This is a genomic window from Caballeronia zhejiangensis (assembly GCF_000698575.1).
In the GTDB taxonomy this organism is placed as follows: Bacteria; Pseudomonadota; Gammaproteobacteria; order Burkholderiales; family Burkholderiaceae; genus Caballeronia; species Caballeronia zhejiangensis.
In genome coordinates this window covers 31,934-54,966 of the sequence record NZ_JFHD01000008.1, presented here as the reverse complement: position 1 = coordinate 54,966, position 23,033 = coordinate 31,934, and the positions used below count along the sequence as shown (strand labels likewise).

Genomic DNA, 23,033 nt, shown 5'->3' with positions numbered 1-23,033 from the left:
ATCGCGCTACTCGGCTGCGCCGCGCCGGACCGCGCGGACGACGCGTGCGAGCGCCTTCAATGCATCGGCGGGCGAATCGGCGAATTGCGCGGCGACGATCGCGCCATCCACGGCGAGCGCGAGCGCTTGTGCATCGGCTTTGGCGGTGCGCGAAGCCGGCATCAGCGCGCGGATCGCCGCGGTCATGTCACGCTTGTGGCGACGTGAAATATCGATGGCCTGCGGCAGCGTCGCGCCGACTTCGACGACCGAATTGATGAACGCGCAGCCACGATAATTCTCGCTGCCGAACCATTCGGCGAGCGCGGGCACGAGCGCGTTGAGCGTTCCGCCGTGGCGCGCGAGCGCGTCGCGGAACCATGCCATCCAGTTATCGTGACGAAACGTGAGGAACGCGACGATCAGATCGTCCTTGCTCGGGAAATAGCGATAGAACGTCTTTTTCGCGACGCCCGATTCGGCGATCACGCGATCGATGCCCGTTGCGCGAATGCCATCGCGATAGAAGAGATCGTGCGCGGTGTACAGGATGCGCGCGTCCGGCGCGAGCTCGGAGAAATCGCTGGAGATTGCGGAAGTATTCATGCAATCGATTGTAGACAGGTTCGTCTACCTGCGCTAGAGTGCGTCGGGTAGACAGACCTGTCTACTCATCTCATCGCTTAGAGCAAAGAGGACTCGCCATGGAATCCAAGCCGCCGTTTCCGCCGTTCGATGAAGCATCCGCCAAGCTGAAAGTCCGTCTCGCCGAAGACGGCTGGAACACGCGCGATCCGGAGCGCGTATCGCTCGCGTATAGCGTGGACACGCGCTGGCGCAATCGCGCCGAATTCGCGAACGGGCGTGAGGAAGTCGTCGCGTTTCTGCGTCGCAAATGGGCGCGCGAACTCGACTATCGGCTTATCAAGGAATTGTGGGCGTACACGGGCAATCGCATCGCGGTGCGTTTCGCGTACGAATGGCACGACGACGCGAACAACTGGTATCGCAGCTACGGCAATGAAAACTGGGAATTCAACGAAGCGGGATTGATGACGCACCGTCACGCCTCGATCAACGATCTGCCGATCAAGGAAGCGGACCGCAAATATCATTGGCCGCTCGGTCGCCGGCCCGACGATCATCCGGGCCTGAGCGACCTGGGCTTCTGACTTCGGGGCCGGCTACATATCGCGTCGTCGCCGGAACGCCCACCATCCGGCGAGCGCGGTGAAGGTCGCGACGATCGCCACGAGCAGCCAGAAGCCGTGGTGATTTTCCGCGAGCGGAATGCCGCCGACGTTCATGCCGAAGAAACCCGCGACGATATTGATCGGCAGCGCGAGCACGGTCACGAGCGTCAGCGTGAAGAGCGTGCGGTTGCTTTGTTCGTCCATGCGCGTCGCGACTTCTTCCTGCAGGAGCTTGATGCGCTCGACGAGCCCGGCGAGATCGTTGAGCACGAGCGAGAACTCTTCGGTCGCGTCGCGAAGGTCCTGAATGTCCTGCGAATGCAGCCAGCGCGGCGGCCGCGCGAGCAGCCGGAACACGGAGCCGGGTTCGGGCGCGAGCAGGCGCTGCAGCCGGACGAGCACGCGCCGCAGTCCGCCGAGATCGGTGCGGGTCGCGGCGCCGCGCATCGACAGGAAACGGTCTTCGATGCCGTCGACCTCGACGCTCGTGCGCCGCACGATATGCACGAGCAGATCCGCCTGATCGCGCAACAGATGCGCGAGCAACTCGGCGGGCGAACGGAAGATTTCGCCGCGTCTAACCGACTCGCGCAGCGAATCGACCGATCGCAAGGGCTTGAGCCGCGCCGTCACGATCAGCTTCTGATGCGTGTAGACCCACAGCGTCGCGATCTCCGAGGGCGTCAGCTCGAAGTTGAACATCACATCGTTGATGACGGCGAGGAGCGCGCCTTCCTGATGCTCGATGCGCGTCGAATGCGAGCCTTCGTTGAGCGTGTCGAAGAACGCGTCGGGCAGGCCGAGGCGGCCGCGCATCCACCGTTCGCACGAACTGTTCGCGAGATCGAAGTGCAGCCAGACGAATTCCTTGGGCGTGTCGTCGCGGGCGAGCCATTCGCTTGCGGCTTCGGCATCGATCGGCACGCCGGGCAGATCGGCATGAAATCGGAAACCGCAGACGAGGCCGGAAAAGTCGGAGCCGTAAGGCGGTCTTTGCAGGGTAGCGGGATTCATGCGGGCGTTCGGTTACATTCTGAGTATGTCGGCGTGTCGGCGGATGACGCGGCCCCGACGCTTCTGGCATGCGCGTCGCCACGCGCTAGTGTGCCATCGGTCGCGCCCCGGATCGCGATCGTATCGCGTGAAAGCGAGCGAAACGATGGCCACGAACGCGGTGCGCCGTGCAAATATGACTGTCATTTTGTCGGCGTATCATCGCGCCACGCAAGACGGGCGCACGCGAGGCGCCGCGCGCGAAACTGGGGAGAAGGCAGTGGAAGACCATGACGACATGGACGGGGCGACGCAAACCACCGCGAACGGGCTGGTTCGCCTGGCGTCGGTGATTGCGGGACTGGCGCGCGAAGGCGCGATCGATACGCGCTTCGGCGCGAAGCTCCTCAAGCGGCTCGACAAGGAAGCGCGGCGCGTATCCGAACCCGGCGGCGCGCCGCTCGACGAGACGGAGCAGTCCGCGCTGTTCGGGGCGCTCGGAGAACTGGATGTCGCGTTGCGCCAGCGCGACGCGGCATCGCTCGTCGAGGCGAATGCGCGGCTGCGCGAGAGCGAAAGCGCGTCGGGAAAGCGTCGCAAAAGCCGGAAGAGCGGCGACGCCTGAGCTTGGCGGCGGGCGGGCGCGAAACATGCTGTTGGGCAGTCGTATGTTTCCGTCGAACGCCCATGCCCCTGTACTTGCATTCTCCTCATTGCGCGCTTTGGACGAATCGCAGCGTCGATGTCGACCGCGATTCGTGGCGCATCCTCATCGTCGACGACAACGCCCATAGCGCCGAAGCGCTTTGCGCCGCGCTCGAAGCGGAGGGCTTCGACACGCGTTTTGCGTTGTCCGGCGTCGATGCACTCCATACGATCGACAACTGGGTGCCGCACATCGTCATTCTCGATATCACGATGCCGGAACACGACGGTTTCGCAACCGCGCGCGTGCTTCGCCGTATCGCCCGCACGCGCGACGCGGTGATCATCGCGTTCACGGCGCTCGGTGAGGACATCGTGCGGGCGGAGGGCATGCATTCCGGATTCGACGGTTATTGCCAGAAGGGCAACCCGCCCACGGAACTGCTCCGCCTGATCGGACGGCTCGTTCACTGAGATAACGCGGGATGTCGTTCGCGCTAGCGGCAAATTCGCACGCCCGTGCGCTAGATAATTGTTCGTTCCCCGCTAAACGAAGCAGCCGAGCGCGCCGCTTGTCAACACGCGCAATCGCCCGCCAGGCGGACGTTTAGGACGATTTTGAACGATCGTGCGGCCAACTATTGTTGGTCCATACCGAAAACTGAATTGAAATTTATGGAGATAAAAAAGCGATAGTAGGGGTATACACTGCATTCCATCGACGTAGCAGACAGTTTCTCGCAAGACCGCTGCGGCGCTTTCTGATTGAACGTCAACCGTCTTTGGAGCTCACACCATGAAACGCAATCTTCTCGCTACCCTTCTGATCGCCGCTACCGCCACGCTCGCCGCTCCCGCTTTTGCAAGCGGCTACGGTCCGGCTCCGTTCTACCGTCCGGCTGTCGGCGCGCCGACGTCGCAACAAGGTCCGAGCGCACAAGCGATCGCCGCCGAAGAAAACGCGAACGGCACGAGCACGACCGCTTTCGGCGGCTCGCGCGACGCGCTGGCTCAGTCGGGCACCCGCACGCAATCGGCCAACAAGGCTCAGTCCGTCTTCTTCGGTCAATAACCGGTTCGGCCAGCCCGGCTCATCCGCCGGGCCGACAGGCTGAAAGACTGATTCGGCGCGCGCCGCGCAGGCTCAAAAGGTCTGCGTTGCGCGCGCCGAACGCGTTTCAGGCCGCGAGCGCGCCGCGCATCACGTTCGCGAGCTCCGACGCCTCGAACTTCGACACATACGCGTTCGCACCGACCTTGCGCACGTGCTGCTCGTTCGCCGATCCCGACAGCGACGAGTGAATCACCACCGGAATGTGCATCAGCCCCGTCTCCGCCTTGATGCGGCGCGTGAGGGTGAAACCGTCCATTTCGGGCATTTCCAGATCGGTGAGCACGAGCGCGATGTGATCCGCGACCTCGGTGCCGTCCTTCTCCGCCTTTCTGAGCGCCGCTTCCAGTACGTCCCACGCTTCCTGGCCGGTTTTGGTCATCACGAAGGGCACGCCCATCGCCGTGAGACTTTGCTCGATGAGCGCCCGCGCGACGCCCGAATCGTCTGCCGCAAGCACGCGCGCGCCCGGCTTGAGCTGCAGCCGACCGGTGTTGGCCTCGGTGATATCCGTTTCCTGCGACGGCAGCACATCACGCACGATGCGCTCGACGTCGAGCACCTGCGCGAGCCGCGAGCCGTCGACGTTGCCATCGAGCCGCGCGAAACTCGTCACGGTCTTGCCGCCCGAGTGCGATTCCGCCGACAGCACCTGATTCCACTCGAGCCGCACGATATCGTCGACTTCCTCGACCGCGAAGCCTTGCGTCGTGCGCGCGAATTCGGTGACGAGCAGAATTTTCGGACCGTTTTTCGGCCGGCAGCCGGTGATGCGCGCGAGATCGATCACGGGAATGATCTGGCCGCGGATATCCGCGACGCCGAGAATCTCCTCGCTCGAACCGGCGACGGCGGTGATCGTCGGCATCGCGAGAATCTCGCGCACCTTGAACACGTTGATGCCGTACAGCTCCCGTTGCTCCGAGCCCGGCGACTCGCCGAGCCTGAACAGAAGCAATTCGAACATGTTGCTGCCCGCGAGCCGCACGCGCTGCTCGATATCCTGTTGTGAACTGCTCACCTCGTTCTCCCTCTAAGCGATGCCTTCGTGTGTTTGCCGGTGGCTTCACTTTCCACCAGATGCCTGATTAGCGGCATTAATCGGCGAAACTGAAGGCATGCGTGACGACGCGCGAGATGAAACGCGCGGCGCACGTCTCGCGCGGCGCCGGTGATCTATACTTTTTTCGAATGGTCGGGTTAATGCCGATGAAGGCATCGCGCGCGAGGCTTTACGCTGCATACAGGCGCAAGATAACCCGTCGCCCAGGCGCAACAACGTTCCCCGCTCATAACGGAGGCGCTCGATGGCAACAGTCGCACAGGTTCTGAATTCGAAACCCGACCAGACGGTCTTTACCGTTCCAGCCACGGCGTCGGTCTTCGATGCAATCAAGCTGATGGCCGACAAGCACATCGGTGCGGTGATCGTCACCGAAGGCGACGAGATCGTGGGCATCATGACCGAGCGCGACTATGCGCGCAAAGTCGTCCTGATGGACCGCGTCTCGAAGCACACGCCGGTGCGCGACATCATGACGTCGCACGTGCGCTACGTGCGCCCCGACCAGACCACCGACGACTGCATGGCGCTCATGACCGACAAGCGCATGCGTCACTTGCCGGTGATCGACAACGGCAGGCTCATCGGCATGATCTCCATCGGCGATCTGGTGAAGAACATCATGGCCGAGCAGCAGTACACCATCCAGCAGCTCGAGTACTACATTCGCGGCGAGCACACTTGATTGCCGGCGATCCGGCTGTAAGCATTTCGTTATAATCGGCAGGCTTCGCCTATGAGCGCGGAGCCACGCTCGTCGTGCGCGATCCGCGCGCGCGGAGCATCGAGGGAGCGCCGCCGATGACACCGACTGCCGCATCCGCATCTCCATCCGCCGACACCGCAAAAACGCTCGCCGCCGACGCGCCGTTCTTCATCGTGATGAACGCGGGCTCGGGACGCCGTCAGTCCGACGCGACCCGCAGCCTGCTCGAAAGCGAACTCGGCGCGGCCGGGCGACGTTTCGAATTGCGCGTCGTCGACGATCCGCGCGGTCTCGCGGACGTCGCGCGCGAAACCGCGGCGGCGGCGTGCCAAGCGGGCGGCGTGCTCGTCGGCGCGGGCGGCGACGGCACGCTTTGCACGGTCGCGCACGCGGCGCACGACGCCGGCTGCCCGTTCGCCGTGCTGCCGCGCGGCACGTTCAACTACTTCAGCCGCGACCACGGCATTCCCGCCGATCTCGAGCAATCGACGAAACTTCTGCTCGACGCGCGCGCCTATCCGGTGCAGGTCGGCTTCGTGAACGCGCGCATGTTTCTCGTCAACGCGAGCCTCGGGCTTTATCCGCGCTTGCTCGAAGATCGCGAAATCTACAAGCGGCAATTCGGGCGCAGCCGGCTCGTCGCGCTCTGGTCGGCGCTTTCCACGATGCTCAAGCCGCATCGCCATTTGCGTTTGCATATCGATCACGATGGCAGCACGACCGAAATTCGCTCGTCGACGCTCTTCGTCGGCAACAACCGCCTGCAGATGGAGCAGATCGGCATGCCGGACGAAGCGCGCGCGCTGGAACAGGGCTTGCTCGTCGCGATTGCGCCGCGGCCGGTCGGACGGCTCATGCATCTGTGGCTGTCGCTGCACGGCGCGGCGGGGCGTCTGTCGGATTCCGATCACGTCGTGAGCTTCACGTTCGAGCGCATCACGGTGACGCATCCGTCGAAGAAGCGCAGACTCGTCAAGATCGCGACGGATGGCGAGGTCGCGAAACTGCAGATGCCGCTGGAATTTCGCGTGTCCGACAAACCGCTTTTCCTGCTCAAGCCTGAGCCGACAGTGGCCGAAGCCAATCGCTCATGACCTTGCTGTTGCAGATTTCCGATACGCATTTCGGCACCGAGCGGCCGCCGGTGGTCGCAGCGCTCCTGCGGCTCGCCGATGCGCTCGCTCCCGATCTCGTCGTGCTGTCCGGCGATATCACCCAGCGCGCGCGCAAGCGGCAGTTCGCGTCGGCGCGCGCGTTCGTCGATGCGCTCGGCGCGACGCCGACGCTCGTCATCCCCGGCAATCACGACATTCCGCTTTTCGATCCGCTCGCGCGGCTGTGTTATCCGTACGCGAATCATCAGCGCGCGTTCGGCGCCGATCTCGAACCGGCGTTCGATTCGGCGGGGTTGCTCGTGCTCGGCGTGAACACGACGCGGGCGTATCGTCACAAGGACGGCGAAGTGTCGATGCAGCAGGTGAGGCGCGTCGCCGCGCGGCTGGAGGCGGCGAGCGCGGCGCAGTTGCGCGTCGTGGTCACGCATCAGCCGGTGGCCGTCACGCGCACTCAGGACGAAAAGAATCTGCTGCACGGACGCGAGCGCGCGGTGCCGCGCTGGGCGCGTGCGGGCGCGGACCTGATTCTCGGCGGGCATATTCATCTGCCCTACGTGTTGCCGCTGCACGATACCTTCGCGGGACTCACGCGCCGCATGTGGGCGGTGCAGGCGGGCACGGCGCTGTCGTCGCGCACGCGCGGCACGATCGACAATTCGGTGAACGTGATCCGCCACGACGCAAGCGTTGGCAATGGCGACGGGCGTCGCGCGACGGTCGAACGCTGGGACTATTCGGAGACGACCGAAGCATTCGAGATGATCGCGCGCCACGATCTCGCGCTCGGCGTCGCGCAACCGACGGATGCTGTCACGTCGCCCGGATGACGAGTTCGGCGAAGCCCGTCGCGGCATCGTGCTCACGCGTGTAACGTTCGCCGGGCAGATGCGCGACGATGATCTCCGCCGTCGTCCGCACGATGCAGCCCGGCGTGACGTGGCCGCCGGAGACGCGGCCATCGGCATCGGCGATGCTCATGTGCAGGTGCGGGCCTTGCGCTGACAGCGTGCCGGCGAGCGTGACGATTTCGAGATCGCCGCGCAATTCAACGGCTTCGTCGCGGCCCGCGTAGCGCAGACGCGCGACGTTCAGGCTGCCGATGCCCTGAAGGACGAACGCGGCGGAGAGCGCGTGCGCGCGGAAGGCATGATCGAGCGCGGCGCGCAGATCGTCGCCGGGCGACAGACGAAGGGTCATCGCATGCATGGATGAAGGACTCGTAGGGGATCACGTTCAAGACTACACGCTGGCGGATCGCGGTGGCATCATGGGCGCGGTCCGCCGTGGCTATTTCTTACTGTGGAGACGCCATGAGTTTCGAACTGACGATGCTTGCCTGGACGCTCGTGCTCGCGCTGGTGCAAGTGTTGCTCCCTGCGGTCGTGCGCAACCGCGAAGTCGGCATCAGATACCAGGCCGGCCCGCGCGATGCCGCCACGCCGCCGCCCAGCAAGCTTTCCGGACGGCTGATGCGGGCGCAGTCGAATCTGTTCGAGACGCTGCCGATTTTCGCCATTGCGGTGCTGATCGTGCACGTCACGGGGCGCGAGAACACGCTCACGCACTATGGCGCGCTCGCGTATTTCGTCGCGCGTCTGGTCTACGTGCCGCTCTACGCTGCCGGCGTGCCGTTCGTGCGCTCGCTGGTGTGGCTGGTGTCGGTCGTGGGCATCGTGCAGATTCTCGTTCCCATCATCTGACGAGGAGTGAAGGGCAATGACCGATCAAGCTTCGACCATCGAGATCGAAACCGCGCCGAATCCCGAATTCGCCGTGATCCTGATGCACGGCCTCGGCGCCGATGCCAACGACTTCGTGCCGCTCGTGCCCGAATTGCGTCTCGCCGATGCGCCCGCGATCCGCTTCGTGTTTCCGAACGCGCCGGAGATCGCCGTGACGGCGAATAACGGCTATGTGATGCGCGCGTGGTACGACATTCTGTCGTTCGAGGGCATCAACCGGCGCGTGGACGAGGCGGGCATCGTCGCTTCGGTCGGGCGCGTGCGGGCGCTTATCGAGGCGCAGAACGCGCGGGGAATTCCCAGTGAGCGCATTTTTATCGCGGGATTTTCGCAGGGCGGTGCGATGACCTATCAGGCGGGGCTCACTCATCCCGAGAAGCTCGCTGGGTTGATCGTGCTGTCGGGCTACATTCCTTCCGAAGGGCTGATCGATGAATCGCTTTCCGAAGCGAACCGATCGGTTCCCATCTTTGCCGCGCATGGGAGCTTCGATGATGTGCTCAATGTGGCTCTCGGTGAGCAGGCGTGCGAATTCGCTCGCGGGCAAGGGTGTGAGGTCGAATGGCATGCCTATCCTATGGCGCATTCGGTTTGTATGGAGGAGGTTGAGGCGTTGCGGGCTTGGTTGGGGGGGCGGTTGCGAGGGTGAGGTTTTTTTTCGCCGGATCCCGTTTTCGTGTCGGTCTATTAGCGTTGCCCCTGTGCGGGGCGGCACTCACTTTCTTTGCTGCTGCAAAGAAAGTAAGCAAAGAAAGCAGCTTTTCAGGCCCGCGGTCACACGCAATTTGGGTAGTCCTCTCGTCCTCGATGGCACTCGCCTAAAGAGTGCCCTCATCACAATAACGGGACTTGGATCGCGCACGGTCCGCCGCCCGAATACGTTGAGCGCGCTGGTTCAGCACGAAAGAGCTTCGGCACAGCGCTACGCGCTGCCGCCGGGTATGCAAGGGAAACCAAAGGGCGGCGATTGCAGTGAGATGGAGACGTTAGTAGAGAAGCACGCGCGGACCCGCTTGACCGGTCGGCCGCGAAGCGGGCCGGAGCTATTTGGTGCTGAACCAGTTTGTTGTGTGGTGCGATGTGACAGACCGTGCGCGAACCAAGCCCGATGGGGTGTTTGGGGGCACTCTTTAGGCAGCCCACGATGGACGAGAGGACTACCCAAATTGCGTGTGACCGCGGGCGTATCAGTAGCTGCTTTCTTTGCTTACTTTCTTTGCAGCAGCAAAGAAAGTGAGTGCCGCCCCGCACAGGGGCAGTGCTAATAGAACGACGCGAAACCGGGATCCGGCGAAAAAAAGACTCACGCACCCGAGTCACAAAAACCAGCAATCAAGGCAAGCATCCCACGCCGCAATTCCCCAGGACTAACGGGCTTGGAAAGCACGTCCTGCTCACACGCGAGCGGCACGATACACGCGGCCGGTTCACCGGTAACGACGAGACAAGGACAAGGCCGCCCAAGCCGCGTCGCACCGAGCATCGCCACTTCCCGCGCGGTCTTGGCATCACGCAGTCGAAAGTCGGTAATGATGAGATCCGGAAACCGCTCGATATCGCCGAGAATCGTCTCGAACTCCTCGAAGCTCGCCGCCGAGTCATAAAGCACGCCCCATTGCGACAGCAGCGCTTCGGTCGACGCCCGCACGAGCCCATCGTCCTCGACGAGCAACACATAACGCCCCTTGAGCTGCGCCATTTCCGCCGCCTCGGAACGCGCCGGCGCACGCGCCGACGGCGTGTCGGGCGACGGTCCGCACAGCGGCATTTCGAGCGAAAAGCGCGAGCCGCGCCCTTCGGTGGACTTCAGTTCGATGCGATGCTGATCGAGCATCGACATCACCGCATTGACGATCGACAGCCCGAGCCCCAGCCCCTTGTCGCGATCCTGCTCGGGATTGTCGACCTGAAAGAACGGCTGAAAAATCGCATCGAAATAATCGGCCGGAATGCCGATGCCGTTATCCAGCACGTCGATACGCGCGCGCGTCGGCGAACGCACCACGCCGACGATCACGGTCGGCTTCGAAGTCTTGCTCTGATCTGCATACTTGATCCCGTTGGACACCAGATTGGCCACGGCGCGCCCGAGCCAGTGCGCGTCGCTGCGCACGCAGACGACATCGTCCTTCGGGAGCCGCAGGCGCAATTCGACGCCGCGGCTCATCGCGAACGGACGCAACTGCTCGGCGGCTTCCTCGACGATCTGTCGCACGTCGAATACGTGATAGCGCGGCACGACGCGCCCCGATTCCAGCCGCGAGAGATCGAGCACCGCGTTCAGCAGCCGCGCGAGGATCACGGACGAACGCCCGCACTCGTTGATGAGCCGTTCGGCCTGATCGAATTCGCCGTTGCGGATGGCCTCGGCCGCCGCCTGCAGGAACAGATTGAGCGCGTGCATCGGCTGACGCAGATCGTGCGTCGCCGCGGCGAGAAAGTTGGATTTCTCGCGGCTCGCGGTCTGCGCGGCGATCATCTGCTGTTCGCGCAGCGCGAGCAGCGCGTTGGTCTTGTTCTCCTGATCCTTCTTGGAGACTTCGAGCTCGCGATTCTTGCGGCCGAGCGAAACATTCGCGGTGCGCAATTCGTCGTTGAGGGAAGCCAGCGCGCGCTCCGAACTATAGCGCTCGCGCGAGACGCGCTCGGCGTGCGTGCAGACGCCGTGCCCCACGACCACGACGTTGAACATATAGAAGAGCCCCGCGAAGAAATCCTCGGGGTTGAGCAGATGAATCGTCACCTGCAACACCACGATCGACGCCAGCGTGATGATGCCCGCTGTCAGCGCGACGCGAGAGCGCAGATAAAAGAAACTGAACTGGAAGAACAGCGCAAGGCACAGCCCGATGAAATGCTGCGTGTAGTTATAGGGCGCGGGCGTGATCGCGACCATTGCGAGGATCAGGCACAAGAGCCCGTAAATGCCCGTCAGAATGATGCGTTGCGCGGTGGCGTGCGAGCGGAACGACGGCCGCAGCACCAGCACGCCGACAAAAAACAGCAGCGCGATGCCCGCGAAGCGCAGCGCGAGGATGTCGGGCAGGCGCGAATCGAGCGCGCGGTTGCCCCGCGCGAAGCTGAAGTCCCACCAGAGGAAGCACGTCCAGATGGCAAGCGCGAGCAGCGTCGACGCGCGCCGGAATGCGCAGAAGCGCTGGCTGTGGTCTTCGAGAAACTGCGCTTCGAGGACGGGATCGGAAAACGGCGCCGGAATCGAGAGATTGCGCACCAGGCTCGCGCCGGCCTCGCGGGCCGCCGAGAGAAGAATGCCTGGATTGCGCACGCCGGCGGCGCGTTGCGGTACGGCCATCTTCATGCTCGCTCAGGGAATCGGGATATCTACTTTAGGCCAACGCGGTCAGACAAATACGCCTTTTTTTAGCAATCGGCCATTATCTCCGGCAATTATTGCGCTTTTTTGGCGAGTTGCGAGGGCACGCGGCGAGACGGAAGGAAGGAGGAAGGGAGCCGATCGGCGGGCGTTTGATCGTTTGCCCGCCGATTCGAAGGACAGCCACAACGAATGCCCCCCGCACGATGACGAGGGCGGTCTCGAGGAGAACCGTTCAGCTTTTCGGTTTGGCCTTGGTGGTGCGCTTCGTGACCTGCGTTTCCTTCGCGCCTGCGGCCTTCGCGGGCGATGCCTTGCTGCCGGCCGTTTTCTTGCGGCTCGACATTTCCGTTTCTGCGGGTTGGCTCGCTTGAGCCTTGCGTGGGGATGGCATGTTGACCTCCTTCAGTATGTGTCCATATCGACACATTGATAACCATAGGATGCGGTCAGCCGGTATTCAAGACTCGGCGGGCTTCTCGCGCGGCGCATCGGCCAAAAAACTTCTGAGAGCGAAGCATTTCGCCCGATGCCCGCAACGAGCGCGACGAGCGCGATCAGTGGATGAGCTTCAGCCCCGCCGGCAGCGTTTCGCCGAACACGCGTCCGACGTCGGCGCGATCGAGCTCGACGGTCTCGCGGACCATCGCGATCCACGCCTGCGCCGCGCCCATCGTTTCGAGACGCTGCACGACAGCCGCGCGCGCATCGTCGGGCAGATCGCGCGAGCGGTCGCCGGTCATGCGCGCGATCTGCACGGCGGCGAACGCGGCAGGATCGACCTTCTTCCAGTCGAGCGCGAGGATCGCATCGAGCCAGACGACGGCGACCTCGGGCGGCACGACACCGTGCGCGCTGCCGTAAAAGGGCGCGCGGGCGCCGATGCGGCCCAGCGCCCACCAGCTTTGCACGCTCTCCGAAGGCTTTTTCAGGCGCGTGAGCAGCCATTCGCCGACCTCGATCTTGCGCTCGACCGGCACGCGTTCCAGCGACGCCGCGAGCCGCACCATGTCCTCGTAGCCCGCGCGCGCAGCGCCCGCCGCCTTGCGATAGCGGCTCGTGCCTGGCGGTTGCAGCACGAAGGCCATGTCGTCGAGCAGCTTGAGTTGCGCCGCTTCGGGCAGGCCACCGGCCGCGCGGCGCCAGAGCGTCCACCATTCGGACCAGATCTGGCTTTCGTTGCTGTACTGAATGCCCTGATCGAAAAGCGTCCAGAGTTGCTCGACACGCCATTCGTCGAGCGGATGCCCGAAGCCCGGACGCATGCAGTAGCCCGCGAGATTGAGCCACAGACGCTCGTGATCGGCGGTGCGGCGGCGCTTTTTCGCGCGCTCGAACAGCGCGCCGAAGACCTCGCGCAAGAGTGCGATGTCCCAGGTGTCGCGCGGGCCGAGCGTCTGTTCGAGCTGCGCGCGCAGGCGTTTGACTTCCTTCGGCCCGACATCGTGCGACTTCGCGCCGAACGTGCGGTCTATCAGTTCGATGGCTTTCGGCAGCGCCGGATGCGATTCGCTCACGGTCTCGTCGGTCTGCGGCGCCTCGCGGCGCAACTGGAATTCGAGCAGCCAGCGTTGCGCGGGATCGTCGACGGCGATGCAGTGCATCTCCAGCGTGCCGACTTCGGTAAGCGAGGTCGTCAGCTGAACCGCCGTTTCGCGCGCTCGGCCCTTGCCGGCGGCATGCGGATCGACGACGGTCGCGATCGGCGGCAGACGGATGAAATCGCCCGATGCGGCCGCGAGGTCTGCGAGCGCGCCCGCTTCGTAAGCCGTCTCCGACACCGACGACGCCAGGTGAAAGCGCACCGGCGCGCCGAGCGTGAGCGCGAAGGTGCGATCGGCGAGATGGATCGCCTGGCCTTCTTCGGTGCCGCGCGGCAGGACGCAGACGCCACGCATCGCGTTGGCATCGTCTTCGAGCAGCAGAAAGAAGCTGCGCGCCGAGCCACCGCCGATCTTGGGCGCATTGCCCGCGCGCGCGAGCGCGTAGGCGACCGCGCCGCGCGCGACCGCGACATCGGGATTGCCGTTCGCGAGCACGTTGACGGCTTCGCCGCGCCAGCCGGAAAGCGTATCGGCGATGCGGCGCGCGAGCGGAGCGGCGCGAAACACGCCGCCGTTCAACAGCAAGGTGTCCGGAATGGCGAGCGTTTCGGCGGGCGCATCGACGAGGCCGAGCGCCTTCTTCGCCTCGCCGGCATGCTGGCCGAGAAACGCCGCGATATGCCGCGTGATGGCCGCGTCGCTCGCATACGGCAGCCCGAATTCGACGATGCCGCCGCGCGAACGGCCGGGGCGATCGCTCGGCGCGACCATCGGAAAGAATCCTTCGACGATGATCCGCTCGATCTCGTCGCGCGTGACATCGGCCGAACGCGCGCCGCCGATCAGCTTCGAGCCCGCGCCGAGCAGCGTGATCGACGTGGATGCGGGCGCGTTGTCGCCTAGCAATTGCTCTTTCGCCGCGCGGCAGCGCTCGACGAGTTGCGACAGGCGTCCGGCGGAAAGACGCGCATCGCTGCCCGCGAGACGCTTCTCGACGAGATGCGCGAGCGCGAGATCCATGTTGTCGCCGCCGAGCATCAGATGGTTGCCCACGCCGATGCGCGTCAACACCGGCTCGCCGTTCTCCATCGCGACCTGGATGAGCGTGAGGTCGGTCGTGCCGCCGCCGACGTCGACGATCATCACGAGCCGCGTCGCCTTCAAATCATCCGCGAGCGTCGCGCGATGATGAAACAGCCAGTCGTAAAACGCGGCCTGCGGCTCTTCCAGCAGCCGCAGCTTTTCGAGTCCCGCCATGCGCGCGGCTTCGAGCGTCAGCGCGCGGGCGCCTTCATCGAACGAGGCGGGCACGGTCAGCACGACGTCCTGCGTGTCGAGCGGTGCATCCGGAAAGCGCTCGTTCCACGCCGCGTGGACGTGCGCGAGATAGCTCGCGCTCGCCATGACCGGCGAGATTTTTTCGACGTCGTCGCCCGCGCCCCACGGCAAGATGGCCGCGAGGCGATCGACCGCCGCGTGCGACAGCCAGCTTTTCGCGCTCGACACGAGCCGTCCCGGCACCTGCGCGCCGAGCATCCGGGCGAATCTGCCGATGACGGCGGGCGCTTCCATCTCGCCCCACGGCAATTGCAGATCCTCGGACTTGAGTTCGCCTGACGCGAAGTGATAGCGCAGCGACGGCAGAAGCGGCAGCGCCGCGACTTCGCCCGCGCCGACGAGCTGGTCGATGTCGAACACGCGGATATCGTTCGAGCCGATTTCCGCGTACGCGACGACCGTATTGCTCGTCCCGAGATCGATGCCGACGCTGTACCGCGCGCCGGACACCTTTTTCTTGCGCCCGGACACTTACAGGCCCATGCCCTGATCCGCGCCCGCGTTCGCGCCGCCGCGCACGTCGAACTCGACCTTCCAGCGCTCGGACGAGCCGCGCGGAATCGCTTCGAGTTCGAGCGTGCCCGCTTCGGTCACGCGTGCGTGCAGCTTGACGGGCACGACCTCGCCCGGCGTGCGGCCTTCGGGCGGCAGCGACGCTTCGATCTCTTCGAGTTCCTGCAATTCGTCCGGTTGCCAGTAATCGAGCAGCGTGCCGACCTGATCCTGACGACGCACCGAGGAGCCGAAGAAGCGGAAATGCACCGGCTCGCCGACGACGAGCCCGAATTCCTGCGCGGGCAATTCGGCGTCCGTGCCTTCCTCCATGCCGAACGGCGCGACGCACAGCGCCTGCACGGGCGGCTCCAGTCCGGGAACGGCCGGCATCGCCGATTCGACCGCGACGTAGTACGCGCGCGCCGTGCCGCCACGGATGCGCACGCCCTTGCCGCGCCGCACATAGCCGTAATAGGCCGCGCCGCGCGCCACCGCGAGATCGAGGTCCGCGCCTTCGAGCAGACGCGCGGCGGGCGCGTTTTCGGAGGCGAGCCATGAATTCAGCGTCGTCATCACGCGCTCGACGAGCAGCGGCGACTTGAACACGCCGCCGTTGAACAGCACGACGGTCGGATGCAGCAGCGTCGCGCCCTGCGGCGCCTGATGCTGCAAGCCTTCGACTTCCGCGAGCGCGTTGACCTGACGGCCGAGGAACGCGGCGAGATGGCGCGTGACGGCGGCGTCCTGCGCGTACGGCAGACCGAGTTGCGTGAGACCGACGCGCGCGCGCGAAACGGGGCGAGCCGCGGCATCGACTTGCGGGAAAAAGCCTTCGAGCAGGATCTGCGTGAGTTCGGCGCGCGTGAGTTCGGTGCGCAGCGACCCGCCGATCAGCTTCGAGCCGCGGCTCGGGACGACGAGCGGCACCGCATCGACGGACGGATCGGAAAGCAGCGTTTCCTTCGCCGAGCGGCACGCGTAGGTGAGGGCGCGCAACTGCCACGGATCGGGCTGCGTGCCCGATTGCGCGAGCTTGCGCGCGACGGTATGCGCGAGCGCGAGGTCCATGTTGTCGCCGCCGAGCAGGATGTGCTCGCCAACGGCCACGCGATGCAGTTCCAGATTGCCTTCGCGCTCGACGACCGCGATCAGCGACAAGTCGGTCGTGCCGCCGCCGACATCGACGACGAGAATCACATCGCCCACTTTGACCTGCTTGCGCCAGCCGCCCGACGATTTTTGAATCCAGCTATAGAGCGCGGCCTGCGGCTCTTCGAGCAGCGTCATGCGCGTGTAGCCGGCTGCGGCGGCGGCTTCGGCGGTGAGTTCGCGCGCGGCGGGATCGAAGGACGCGGGAATCGTCACGGTGACGTCCTGCTGATCGAAAGGCGCATCGGGATGCGCGTGGTTCCACGCTTCGCGCAAATGCGTCAGATAGCGCACCGAGCTTTCCAGCGGCGACACGCGCTCGACTTCCTCGGGCGCATCGGACGGCAGGATTGACGCGCGGCGATCGACGCCCGGATGGCACAGCCAGCTTTTCGCGCTGGAAACGAGGCGGATCGGCGTGCCCGCGCCCCGGCTGCGCGCGAGTTCGCCGACGATGAACCTGCGCTCCTGCGTCCACGGCAGCGTGAGATCGCCGGGCGCGAGCTCGTTCTCGTGCGGCAGATAGAGAAACGAGGGCAAAAGGTCGCGTTCTTCGGCGGCGCCGGGCGCGGTCAGTTGCGAGATGGGCAGCACGCCTTGCGCGGTCTTTTCGCCGTCGCTCGCGCCCATGTCGACGTAGGAGAGCGCGCAATGCGTCGTGCCGAGATCGACGCCGATCGAGTAGCGCGCCGGGTTATCGTTCGCTTGAATGTCGCTCACAGTTCCACCTCCGCGGGCGCGACGATGCTCGCATCATGGGACGGCGCGAGCTTCGGCAGGCGCGTCTCCTCGACCTTCCATCCACGATGGCTGATGCTGCCCGAAAAGGGCGGCTTGCCGACGACGTTGCCCGTCAGCCGGATGGCGGCGGCATCGAAACCCTCCTGCAGCGTGATGCGCGTGCCTTCCGCTTCGGTGCGCACGGGCTTGACCGTGAAATGCTCGCGCAGCACGTTACGGCAGCCGTCGTGCACGAGGCGGGCGGCCGCGCCGATATCGGCGTCGCTGTAATTGACGATGTCTTCTTCCACGAAATCGATGAAACGCGCGTCGCGCTGCAAAAGGCCGAGCAGTTGCAACGCGGCGACCGGGCTCGCCTCCTTCAGCGCGGACGGCGCGGGTTGAACCGGCGCGGCGGCAGGCTTCGGCGCTTCGGCTTTGAAATCGGGCGCGGCTGCGGGGGCTTCAGGCGCTTCGGGCGCTTCGCGCAGGCGCTGCACGCGGCCCGCGAACGATGCATTGCCGAGAATGCCGAAGAAGGCGCCGAAGGCAATGCCTATCCTGCCGAAAAAGCCTGGATTCATGTCGGTCATGTGATGCTCCTGTAGGCCGCGCGAGGACGACCCTATCCTCGGGCGGCGCGGGTGGCCGGTGTTCGGTGCCGTATCGGCGGGGTGATGCCGGGAATGTCTGCCCGTGCGGCTTTTCAGAAAAGGCACGAAAAACGCCAACGGCCTTTATACCGTATCCCGATATTTTCCATGATGTCGCGCCCCGGCCGGGAAAATCGCTCCGGATGGGCGCGCGGCGGCGGGCCTCATTCTCGCGATTTGCGCCGTCAAGTCAAGGCGCGGCAGGCTTCGCGGCGCGCTTCAGGCCTTGTAGCCGATCTTGCGCAGCAGGTCGTGGCGCCACTTCACGTCGTCTTCGCTTTCGACGCCAAGCGGCGGGAACCCGTCCACCACGCCGACGATCCCGCGTCCCTGATCCGTCTGCGCGACAAGCACCTGCGTCGGATTGGCGGTCGCGCAGAAGATGCGGCACACCTCCGGCACGGCCTTCACGGTATTGAGCACGTTGACGGGAAAGAAGCCGTCGCCGAGCACGATGATGAAGCTGTGTCCCGCGCCGATGTTCTGCGCGTTGCGCGCGGCCAGCTCGACGCCATGCTCGTCCGTGCCCGACGTGCGTACGAGCCGCTTGCCCGACGCCTCGCAGAACGCGAGTCCGAAGCGGATGCCGGGCACCGCGCCGACGAGCGCCTCGTGCAGATCCTCGACCGTCTTGATGAAATGCGACTGACCGAGGATGAAGTTGGTGTCCTCGGGCTTGTCGATGGCGATGGCGAGCAGTTCCATGGCGGATCTCCGGTGCGCGCTGGAAATTCCATGGTAGGCGCTTTTCTACGCGCGTATTTCGAACCCCGCGAGATACGCCGCCGCATCGCCGCCGTCCCAGACGCGGCCATCGCAGAACGTCGCCGCGCGCCGTTCGCCGGGAATCGCAATGCCCGCCGCCTGCGCTGCCTCCCGATAAAGCGCGGTCTGATTCACGCTCGCCGCGATGGCCGCATCGTCGATATCGGCGCCGAGCATGCCCCAGCGCCGGTATTGCGTAATGAACCAGACGCCGTCCGATACGCGCGGATAGTTCACCGCGCCTTCATCGAAGAAACGCACGGGCAGCGCGCGCGCATCGCCGCCATCGGATGTGGCGAGGCGCGGCTCGATCAGCGCGCGCGGCACGCCGAGCAGCGCGGACGACGACAGCGCCTCGGCGATCTCCTCGCGATGCGCCCGCGTATCGAGCCAGGCGCACGCATCGAGCATCGTGCGAACGAGCGCGCGCGCCGTCGCGGGATAGAGCGCCGCGAAATCGCGCCGGCACGCGAGCACCTTCTCCGGATGATCCGGCCAGATCTCGCTCGTGTACGCGACCGTCCTGCCCGCGTCGCGCGCCTCGGCGACGGCGTGCCACGGCTCGCCCGCGCAGAAGCCGTCGAGCGCGCCCTCGACGAGCGCATCGGCCATGCGCGGCGGCGGAATCACGATGCTCTGCACATCGCGCAACGGATGCACGCCGTGCGCCGCGAGCCAGTAATACAGCCACATCGCGTGCGTGCCGGTCGGAAAAGTCTGCGCGATGACCGGCGGCCGCCCGAGCGAATGCAACGCTTCCTTCACGCTGGCGCCGTTCCGGATCGCATCGGCCAACGGACGCGACAGCGTGATCGCCTGACCGTTGCGATTGAGGACCATCAGCACGGCCATGTCCGCCTGCGGCCCGCCGATACCGAGTTGCACGCCGTACACGAGGCCATAGAGCGCGTGCGCCGCGTCGATCTCGCCGGACAGCAGCTTGTCGCGCACGGCCGCCCACGACGGCTGACGGCACAGCTCGATCGAGATGCCATGACGCGCGCCGAGATCGCGCAACGCGGCGACGGCGAGCGGCGCGGCATCGGAAAGGGCGACGAAGCCGAGCCGCAGATGCGTGCGTTCGGGTTGGGAGGAAGTGATGTTCATGAGATGTCGATAAAGCTAGAGCAGATCGGCCATCGAAAGCAATTGGCGCGCGATCTCGGCGACCTTCACGCCCTGATCCATCGCGCGCTTGCGAAGCGCCGCATAGGCTTCGTTTTCGGACATGCCGCGCCTGTCCATCAGAAGACGTTTCGCGCGGTCGATGACCTTGCGCTGCTCCAGTTCGTCCTCGACCTTCGCGAGCCGCTGACGCAACTGCGCTTCATGCGCGAAACGCGCGAGCGCGACTTCGATGATCGGCGCGAGACGCTCGGGCGCGAGTCCTTCGACGGAATACGCGGTGACGCCCGCGCCCACTGCCGCGCGAATGAACTGCTGATCCGCGTCGTTGCTGAACATCAGCACGGGACGCGGCGCGGCCTTGTTCATCACCGCGAGCTGTTCGAGCGTGTCGCGCGAGGGCGACTCGGTATCGATGATGACGACATCGGGCTTCTGGCTCTCGACGGCCTTGTGCAGCGCCGAAGGCGCGGCCGCTTCGGCGAGCATGTCATAGCCCATGCGCGCGAGTTGCTCGCGCAAATCGCCTATGGGCTTGTCGGTGTCGGTGACGAGAAGAACGCGAAGCATGCGGGAAGCGGAAGCGGTCATGCGAGGGACGCTTGAGACTTTAACGCGCCGTCCGCGCTTTGAGAACCCGCTTTACGCGGCATGAGCGAAGCCTTTGGCGCTTTGCACATGCGCCGCGAATTCCGCCGCTTCGCCGATCGCACCGCCGATCAGAATCACCGCCGGACTGCCGAGGCCGGCAGCGTTGGCATCATCGGCAAGACGATCGAGCGTCGTCACGAGCCGCTTTTCCTGCGACGATCCCGCGTGCTGCACGACGGCCGCAGGGGTGCTCGCGGGCAACGCATCGAGCAACGATGCCGTCAGACTCGCGATGCGGCTCATGCCCATATAGATCGCGAGCGTGGTGCCCGTTGCGGCGAGCGCGGCCCAATCCGGCTGACTGTGATCCTGCATGTGCGCGGTGACGAACGTCACGCCCTGACAATGATCGCGATGCGTGAGCGAGATGCCGAGTCCAGCCGCCGCCGCGAATCCCGATGACACGCCATTGACGATATCGACCGGAATATCCGCCCCGCGCAATGCGGCGATCTCTTCGCCCGCGCGTCCGAAGAGCAACGCGTCGCCGCCTTTCACGCGCACCACATGCAGTCCTTTCTTCGCGTATCGCTGCATGAGGCGCTGAATGAAGGCTTGCGGCGTGGACTTGCATCCGCCGCGCTTGCCGACGCGAATCACGCGCGCGTTCGGCGCAAGCGTGACGATGTCGGCGTTGGCGAGATCGTCGACGAGAAGGACGTCGGCGGCGGCGAGCGCCTTCGCGGCGCGCAAGGTCAGCAAGTCCAGATCGCCGGGGCCCGCGCTCAACAGAGTGACTTTGCCTTTGATGGTGCTCATCGTTGCTTCCTGAGTCTGCGTGCTTCGTGTGTGAGGCATCGGCGCGGCAAACGCAGATAGCGTCCGCTCGTGTCGCTGCACGATGGGGACGCCTTTGTCCTTGCTTTCATGTATCGGGGCGCCGCGAACGCCGTTGCTCGCAGCGCTTTCGACAATGCAATAAGCGGGCCATTGGTCGAATAGGGCTTCGAGCACGTTATCCGCACTGTCGTTGTGCGCGGGTGGCACCGCGAGGGCGCATGGGCGCTTGCTCGATGTGAATGCGTGCGTTAACCGTGCAGTACAAAGTCGAGGAGCGTACGAAGCGATCGCTTGCACGTTCGCACGGCATCAGTGCTGCGTCGCACCATCCCTGTGCCCGCCTGCATCGAAACATGACGTGAAGCTCATGCGCGCAGTCCGTGCATATAACGCGCAAAGCCTTGCGCGACAAGCGTCCGAAGTCGATGCGGCGCGCATGGCATAGGCCTTGCCTTATGTCTCGCCATCGGATCAACGGCGATCCGTCCTGAATACAGCGCCCGGCAAGTGAAGAACATGCGGGCATCGGACAACGGCGTCCCCCGCATCGGCTTCCCGGCCCATGCGCGGGACGCCTTTCTTTTTTTGCGGAAAGACGATGGACAAAGCCACCCGGATCGATCTCTTCAGCATGCGCAGCGCGCCGATGCGCGCCTTCCATCTCACGTGGATGGCCTTCTTCGTATGCTTCTTCGCGTGGTTCGCCTGCGCGCCGCTGATGCCGCTCATCAAGCGCGAATACGGACTCACGGCGGATCAAGTTGCGAACATCAATATCGCGGCCGTCGCCGTGACGATTCTGGTGCGCCTCGTCGTCGGACCGATGTGCGATCGCTTCGGCCCGCGCCGCGTGTATGGCGCGCTGCTGCTCGCGGGTTCGGTGCCTGTCATCGGCGCGGCGCTCTCTACGGGCTACGACAGCTTCCTGTGGTGCCGTCTCGCGATCGGCGCGATCGGCGCGAGCTTCGTCATCACGCAGTACCACACGTCGGTGATGTTCGCGCCGAACGTCGTCGGCACCGCGAACGCAACGACTGCCGGCTGGGGCAACGCGGGCGCGGGCGCGGCGCAGGCGATCATTCCGCTTCTCGTCGCGGCAGCGATCGCGCTCGGCGTGGGCGAAGCATCGGCATGGCGCGTCGCTTTGATCGTGCCGGGCATCGCGATGCCGGTGATGGCCTTCTTCTACTGGCGCTATACGCAGGATTGCCCGCAAGGCGACTTCGTCGCGCTGCGCCGTGCCGGCGTCGCGATCGACGGCGGCAAGAAGGGCGGCTGGCAGAGCTTCCTGACCGCGTGCTCGAACTATCGCGTGTGGATGCTCTTCGTCACGTACGGCGCGTGCTTCGGCGTCGAAGTGTTCATCCACAACATGGCGGCGATCTATTACGTCGATCACTTCGGCCTCTCGCTCGCGCAAGCCGGCATGGCGGCGGGCAGCTTCGGTCTGCTCGCGCTCTTCGCCCGCGCGCTCGGCGGCTGGCTCTCCGATAAAGCCGCCGCGAAGAAAGGCCTCGATATCCGCGCGACCTTGTTGTTCGCGCTGATCGCGGGCGAAGGCATCGGCCTCTATGCGTTCGCGCATGCGCCGAGCGTCGTGCTCGCCATCGTCGCGATGCTTGCGTTCGGCCTCTTCACGCACATGGCATGCGGCGCGACTTACGCGCTCGTGCCGTTCATCGATCGCAAGGCGCTCGGCGGCGTGGCTGGCGTGATCGGCGCCGGCGGCAACGTCGGCGCGGTCGCAGCGGGCTTCCTGATGAAAGGCCTCGGCAACGCGCAAGCCACGCTCTCGATGCTCGGCGTGATCGTCGCGACGACGGCGCTCTGCGCGCTCGCCGTGCGCTTCTCCCCCGAACACAAGGCACGCGAAGCGGCACTGCGCGAAAGCGCGCTCGCAGCCAATAACGTCATTGCAAACTGAGAAGGCCC

General features: G+C 65.0%; 23 protein-coding genes. 10 read left to right on the top strand and 13 right to left on the bottom strand.

The features are described 5' to 3' along the window. Positions 1 to 6 precede the first annotated feature (6 nt). Positions 7 to 585 carry a TetR/AcrR family transcriptional regulator gene (locus BG60_RS13360; RefSeq protein WP_008353626.1) on the bottom strand — a complete coding sequence of 193 codons (579 nt, stop codon included), beginning with the start codon at positions 583 to 585 and terminating at the stop codon, positions 7 to 9. Positions 586 to 683: 98 nt separating this feature from the next. Between BG60_RS13360 and BG60_RS13355 the strand changes: the two genes are divergently transcribed. Next, positions 684 to 1,151 carry a nuclear transport factor 2 family protein gene (locus tag BG60_RS13355; protein ID WP_008353625.1) on the top strand — a complete coding sequence of 156 codons (468 nt, stop codon included), beginning with the start codon at positions 684 to 686 and terminating at the stop codon, positions 1,149 to 1,151. Positions 1,152 to 1,163: 12 nt separating this feature from the next. Here BG60_RS13355 and BG60_RS13350 read toward each other — a convergent pair whose 3' ends face one another. Next, a complete protein-coding gene (locus BG60_RS13350; protein WP_008353624.1) occupies positions 1,164 to 2,186 on the bottom strand; it encodes a transporter in 1,023 nt (340 codons plus the stop codon). Positions 2,187 to 2,445: 259 nt separating this feature from the next. Between BG60_RS13350 and BG60_RS13345 the strand changes: the two genes are divergently transcribed. From BG60_RS13345 to BG60_RS13335, 3 genes are all read left to right on the top strand, one after another. Continuing rightward, positions 2,446 to 2,790, top strand: coding sequence for a hypothetical protein (locus BG60_RS13345; RefSeq protein WP_033537148.1), 345 nt, complete (start codon positions 2,446 to 2,448; stop codon positions 2,788 to 2,790). Positions 2,791 to 2,852: 62 nt separating this feature from the next. After that, complete coding sequence (locus BG60_RS13340) at positions 2,853 to 3,284, top strand: response regulator (RefSeq protein WP_008353620.1); 432 nt, start codon at positions 2,853 to 2,855, stop codon at positions 3,282 to 3,284. A gap of 322 nt (positions 3,285 to 3,606) precedes the next feature. Beyond that, positions 3,607 to 3,882, top strand: a complete 276-nt coding sequence (locus tag BG60_RS13335; RefSeq protein ID WP_008353619.1) for a hypothetical protein — start codon at positions 3,607 to 3,609, stop codon at positions 3,880 to 3,882. Positions 3,883 to 3,988: 106 nt separating this feature from the next. Here BG60_RS13335 and BG60_RS13330 read toward each other — a convergent pair whose 3' ends face one another. Beyond that, the gene (locus tag BG60_RS13330; RefSeq protein WP_008353618.1) at positions 3,989 to 4,942 is read right to left on the bottom strand and encodes a chemotaxis protein; all 954 of its coding nucleotides are present in this window, start codon (positions 4,940 to 4,942) and stop codon (positions 3,989 to 3,991) included. A 286-nt stretch (positions 4,943 to 5,228) separates the two neighbouring features. Between BG60_RS13330 and BG60_RS13325 the strand changes: the two genes are divergently transcribed. From BG60_RS13325 to BG60_RS13315, 3 genes are all read left to right on the top strand, one after another. Further along, positions 5,229 to 5,669 carry a CBS domain-containing protein gene (locus BG60_RS13325; protein WP_008353617.1) on the top strand — a complete coding sequence of 147 codons (441 nt, stop codon included), beginning with the start codon at positions 5,229 to 5,231 and terminating at the stop codon, positions 5,667 to 5,669. A 116-nt stretch (positions 5,670 to 5,785) separates the two neighbouring features. Then, the gene (locus BG60_RS13320) at positions 5,786 to 6,784 is read left to right on the top strand and encodes a diacylglycerol/lipid kinase family protein (protein ID WP_033537147.1); all 999 of its coding nucleotides are present in this window, start codon (positions 5,786 to 5,788) and stop codon (positions 6,782 to 6,784) included. Further along, positions 6,781 to 7,632, top strand: a complete 852-nt coding sequence (locus BG60_RS13315) for a metallophosphoesterase family protein (RefSeq protein WP_008353615.1) — start codon at positions 6,781 to 6,783, stop codon at positions 7,630 to 7,632. Before BG60_RS13320 ends, BG60_RS13315 begins: the two co-directional genes overlap by 4 nt. Here BG60_RS13315 and BG60_RS13310 read toward each other — a convergent pair. Continuing rightward, complete coding sequence (locus BG60_RS13310) at positions 7,616 to 8,011, bottom strand: PPC domain-containing DNA-binding protein (RefSeq protein ID WP_008353614.1); 396 nt, start codon at positions 8,009 to 8,011, stop codon at positions 7,616 to 7,618. The genes BG60_RS13315 and BG60_RS13310 overlap by 17 nt on opposite strands. 104 nt (positions 8,012 to 8,115) lie before the next feature. Between BG60_RS13310 and BG60_RS13305 the strand changes: the two genes are divergently transcribed. Further along, positions 8,116 to 8,505 carry an MAPEG family protein gene (locus BG60_RS13305; RefSeq protein WP_008353613.1) on the top strand — a complete coding sequence of 130 codons (390 nt, stop codon included), beginning with the start codon at positions 8,116 to 8,118 and terminating at the stop codon, positions 8,503 to 8,505. A gap of 16 nt (positions 8,506 to 8,521) precedes the next feature. Continuing rightward, positions 8,522 to 9,196 (top strand): alpha/beta hydrolase, encoded by a 675-nt coding sequence (locus BG60_RS13300; protein WP_008353612.1) that lies wholly within the window; start codon positions 8,522 to 8,524, stop codon positions 9,194 to 9,196. Positions 9,197 to 9,850: 654 nt separating this feature from the next. On the opposite strand, the gene BG60_RS13295 is transcribed toward BG60_RS13300, so the two are convergent. From BG60_RS13295 to cobA, 9 genes are all read right to left on the bottom strand, one after another. Then, positions 9,851 to 11,866 carry an ATP-binding response regulator gene (locus BG60_RS13295; RefSeq protein WP_241484858.1) on the bottom strand — a complete coding sequence of 672 codons (2,016 nt, stop codon included), beginning with the start codon at positions 11,864 to 11,866 and terminating at the stop codon, positions 9,851 to 9,853. A 250-nt stretch (positions 11,867 to 12,116) separates the two neighbouring features. Then, positions 12,117 to 12,275 (bottom strand): hypothetical protein, encoded by a 159-nt coding sequence (locus tag BG60_RS38720; protein WP_160172890.1) that lies wholly within the window; start codon positions 12,273 to 12,275, stop codon positions 12,117 to 12,119. 163 nt (positions 12,276 to 12,438) lie between these two features. Next, positions 12,439 to 15,234: an Hsp70 family protein gene (locus BG60_RS13290; protein WP_008353609.1), complete on the bottom strand. Its 2,796-nt coding sequence runs from the start codon at positions 15,232 to 15,234 to the stop codon at positions 12,439 to 12,441. Next, entirely contained in the window at positions 15,235 to 17,127 is a 1,893-nt protein-coding gene (locus BG60_RS13285; RefSeq protein WP_008353607.1) for an Hsp70 family protein, read from the bottom strand. Further along, positions 17,124 to 17,720 (bottom strand): DUF2760 domain-containing protein, encoded by a 597-nt coding sequence (locus BG60_RS13280; protein ID WP_008353605.1) that lies wholly within the window; start codon positions 17,718 to 17,720, stop codon positions 17,124 to 17,126. The genes BG60_RS13285 and BG60_RS13280 overlap by 4 nt, the downstream gene beginning before the upstream one ends. Positions 17,721 to 17,999: 279 nt before the next feature. Then, complete coding sequence (locus BG60_RS13275; RefSeq protein ID WP_008353603.1) at positions 18,000 to 18,485, bottom strand: adenosine-specific kinase; 486 nt, start codon at positions 18,483 to 18,485, stop codon at positions 18,000 to 18,002. A gap of 45 nt (positions 18,486 to 18,530) precedes the next feature. Further along, positions 18,531 to 19,652, bottom strand: coding sequence for a CmpA/NrtA family ABC transporter substrate-binding protein (locus BG60_RS13270; RefSeq protein ID WP_008353602.1), 1,122 nt, complete (start codon positions 19,650 to 19,652; stop codon positions 18,531 to 18,533). Positions 19,653 to 19,667: 15 nt separating this feature from the next. Beyond that, the gene (locus tag BG60_RS13265; RefSeq protein ID WP_034471835.1) at positions 19,668 to 20,240 is read right to left on the bottom strand and encodes an ANTAR domain-containing response regulator; all 573 of its coding nucleotides are present in this window, start codon (positions 20,238 to 20,240) and stop codon (positions 19,668 to 19,670) included. A gap of 72 nt (positions 20,241 to 20,312) precedes the next feature. Further along, complete coding sequence (gene cobA / locus BG60_RS13260; protein WP_008353600.1) at positions 20,313 to 21,080, bottom strand: uroporphyrinogen-III C-methyltransferase; 768 nt, start codon at positions 21,078 to 21,080, stop codon at positions 20,313 to 20,315. A gap of 619 nt (positions 21,081 to 21,699) precedes the next feature. Between cobA and BG60_RS13255 the strand changes: the two genes are divergently transcribed. Beyond that, the gene (locus BG60_RS13255; RefSeq protein ID WP_008353599.1) at positions 21,700 to 23,025 is read left to right on the top strand and encodes an MFS transporter; all 1,326 of its coding nucleotides are present in this window, start codon (positions 21,700 to 21,702) and stop codon (positions 23,023 to 23,025) included. Positions 23,026 to 23,033 lie beyond the last annotated feature (8 nt).

Bases quoted from the DNA above. Each gene is read 5' to 3' on its own strand.
- BG60_RS13360 (WP_008353626.1), bottom strand. From the start codon at position 585: ATGAATACTTCCGCAATCTCCAGCGATTTCTCCGAGCTCGCGCCGGAC.
- BG60_RS13355 (WP_008353625.1), top strand. From the start codon at position 684: ATGGAATCCAAGCCGCCGTTTCCGCCGTTCGATGAAGCATCCGCCAAG.
- BG60_RS13350 (WP_008353624.1), bottom strand. From the start codon at position 2,186: ATGAATCCCGCTACCCTGCAAAGACCGCCTTACGGCTCCGACTTTTCC.
- BG60_RS13340 (WP_008353620.1), top strand. From the start codon at position 2,853: ATGCCCCTGTACTTGCATTCTCCTCATTGCGCGCTTTGGACGAATCGC.
- BG60_RS13335 (WP_008353619.1), top strand. From the start codon at position 3,607: ATGAAACGCAATCTTCTCGCTACCCTTCTGATCGCCGCTACCGCCACG.
- BG60_RS13325 (WP_008353617.1), top strand. From the start codon at position 5,229: ATGGCAACAGTCGCACAGGTTCTGAATTCGAAACCCGACCAGACGGTC.
- BG60_RS13320 (WP_033537147.1), top strand. From the start codon at position 5,786: ATGACACCGACTGCCGCATCCGCATCTCCATCCGCCGACACCGCAAAA.
- BG60_RS13315 (WP_008353615.1), top strand. From the start codon at position 6,781: ATGACCTTGCTGTTGCAGATTTCCGATACGCATTTCGGCACCGAGCGG.
- BG60_RS13310 (WP_008353614.1), bottom strand. From the start codon at position 8,011: ATGCATGCGATGACCCTTCGTCTGTCGCCCGGCGACGATCTGCGCGCC.
- BG60_RS13305 (WP_008353613.1), top strand. From the start codon at position 8,116: ATGAGTTTCGAACTGACGATGCTTGCCTGGACGCTCGTGCTCGCGCTG.
- BG60_RS13300 (WP_008353612.1), top strand. From the start codon at position 8,522: ATGACCGATCAAGCTTCGACCATCGAGATCGAAACCGCGCCGAATCCC.
- BG60_RS13295 (WP_241484858.1), bottom strand. From the start codon at position 11,866: ATGAAGATGGCCGTACCGCAACGCGCCGCCGGCGTGCGCAATCCAGGC.
- BG60_RS38720 (WP_160172890.1), bottom strand. From the start codon at position 12,275: ATGCCATCCCCACGCAAGGCTCAAGCGAGCCAACCCGCAGAAACGGAA.
- BG60_RS13280 (WP_008353605.1), bottom strand. From the start codon at position 17,720: ATGACCGACATGAATCCAGGCTTTTTCGGCAGGATAGGCATTGCCTTC.
- BG60_RS13275 (WP_008353603.1), bottom strand. From the start codon at position 18,485: ATGGAACTGCTCGCCATCGCCATCGACAAGCCCGAGGACACCAACTTC.
- BG60_RS13270 (WP_008353602.1), bottom strand. From the start codon at position 19,652: ATGAACATCACTTCCTCCCAACCCGAACGCACGCATCTGCGGCTCGGC.
- BG60_RS13265 (WP_034471835.1), bottom strand. From the start codon at position 20,240: ATGCTTCGCGTTCTTCTCGTCACCGACACCGACAAGCCCATAGGCGAT.
- cobA (WP_008353600.1), bottom strand. From the start codon at position 21,080: ATGAGCACCATCAAAGGCAAAGTCACTCTGTTGAGCGCGGGCCCCGGC.
- BG60_RS13255 (WP_008353599.1), top strand. From the start codon at position 21,700: ATGGACAAAGCCACCCGGATCGATCTCTTCAGCATGCGCAGCGCGCCG.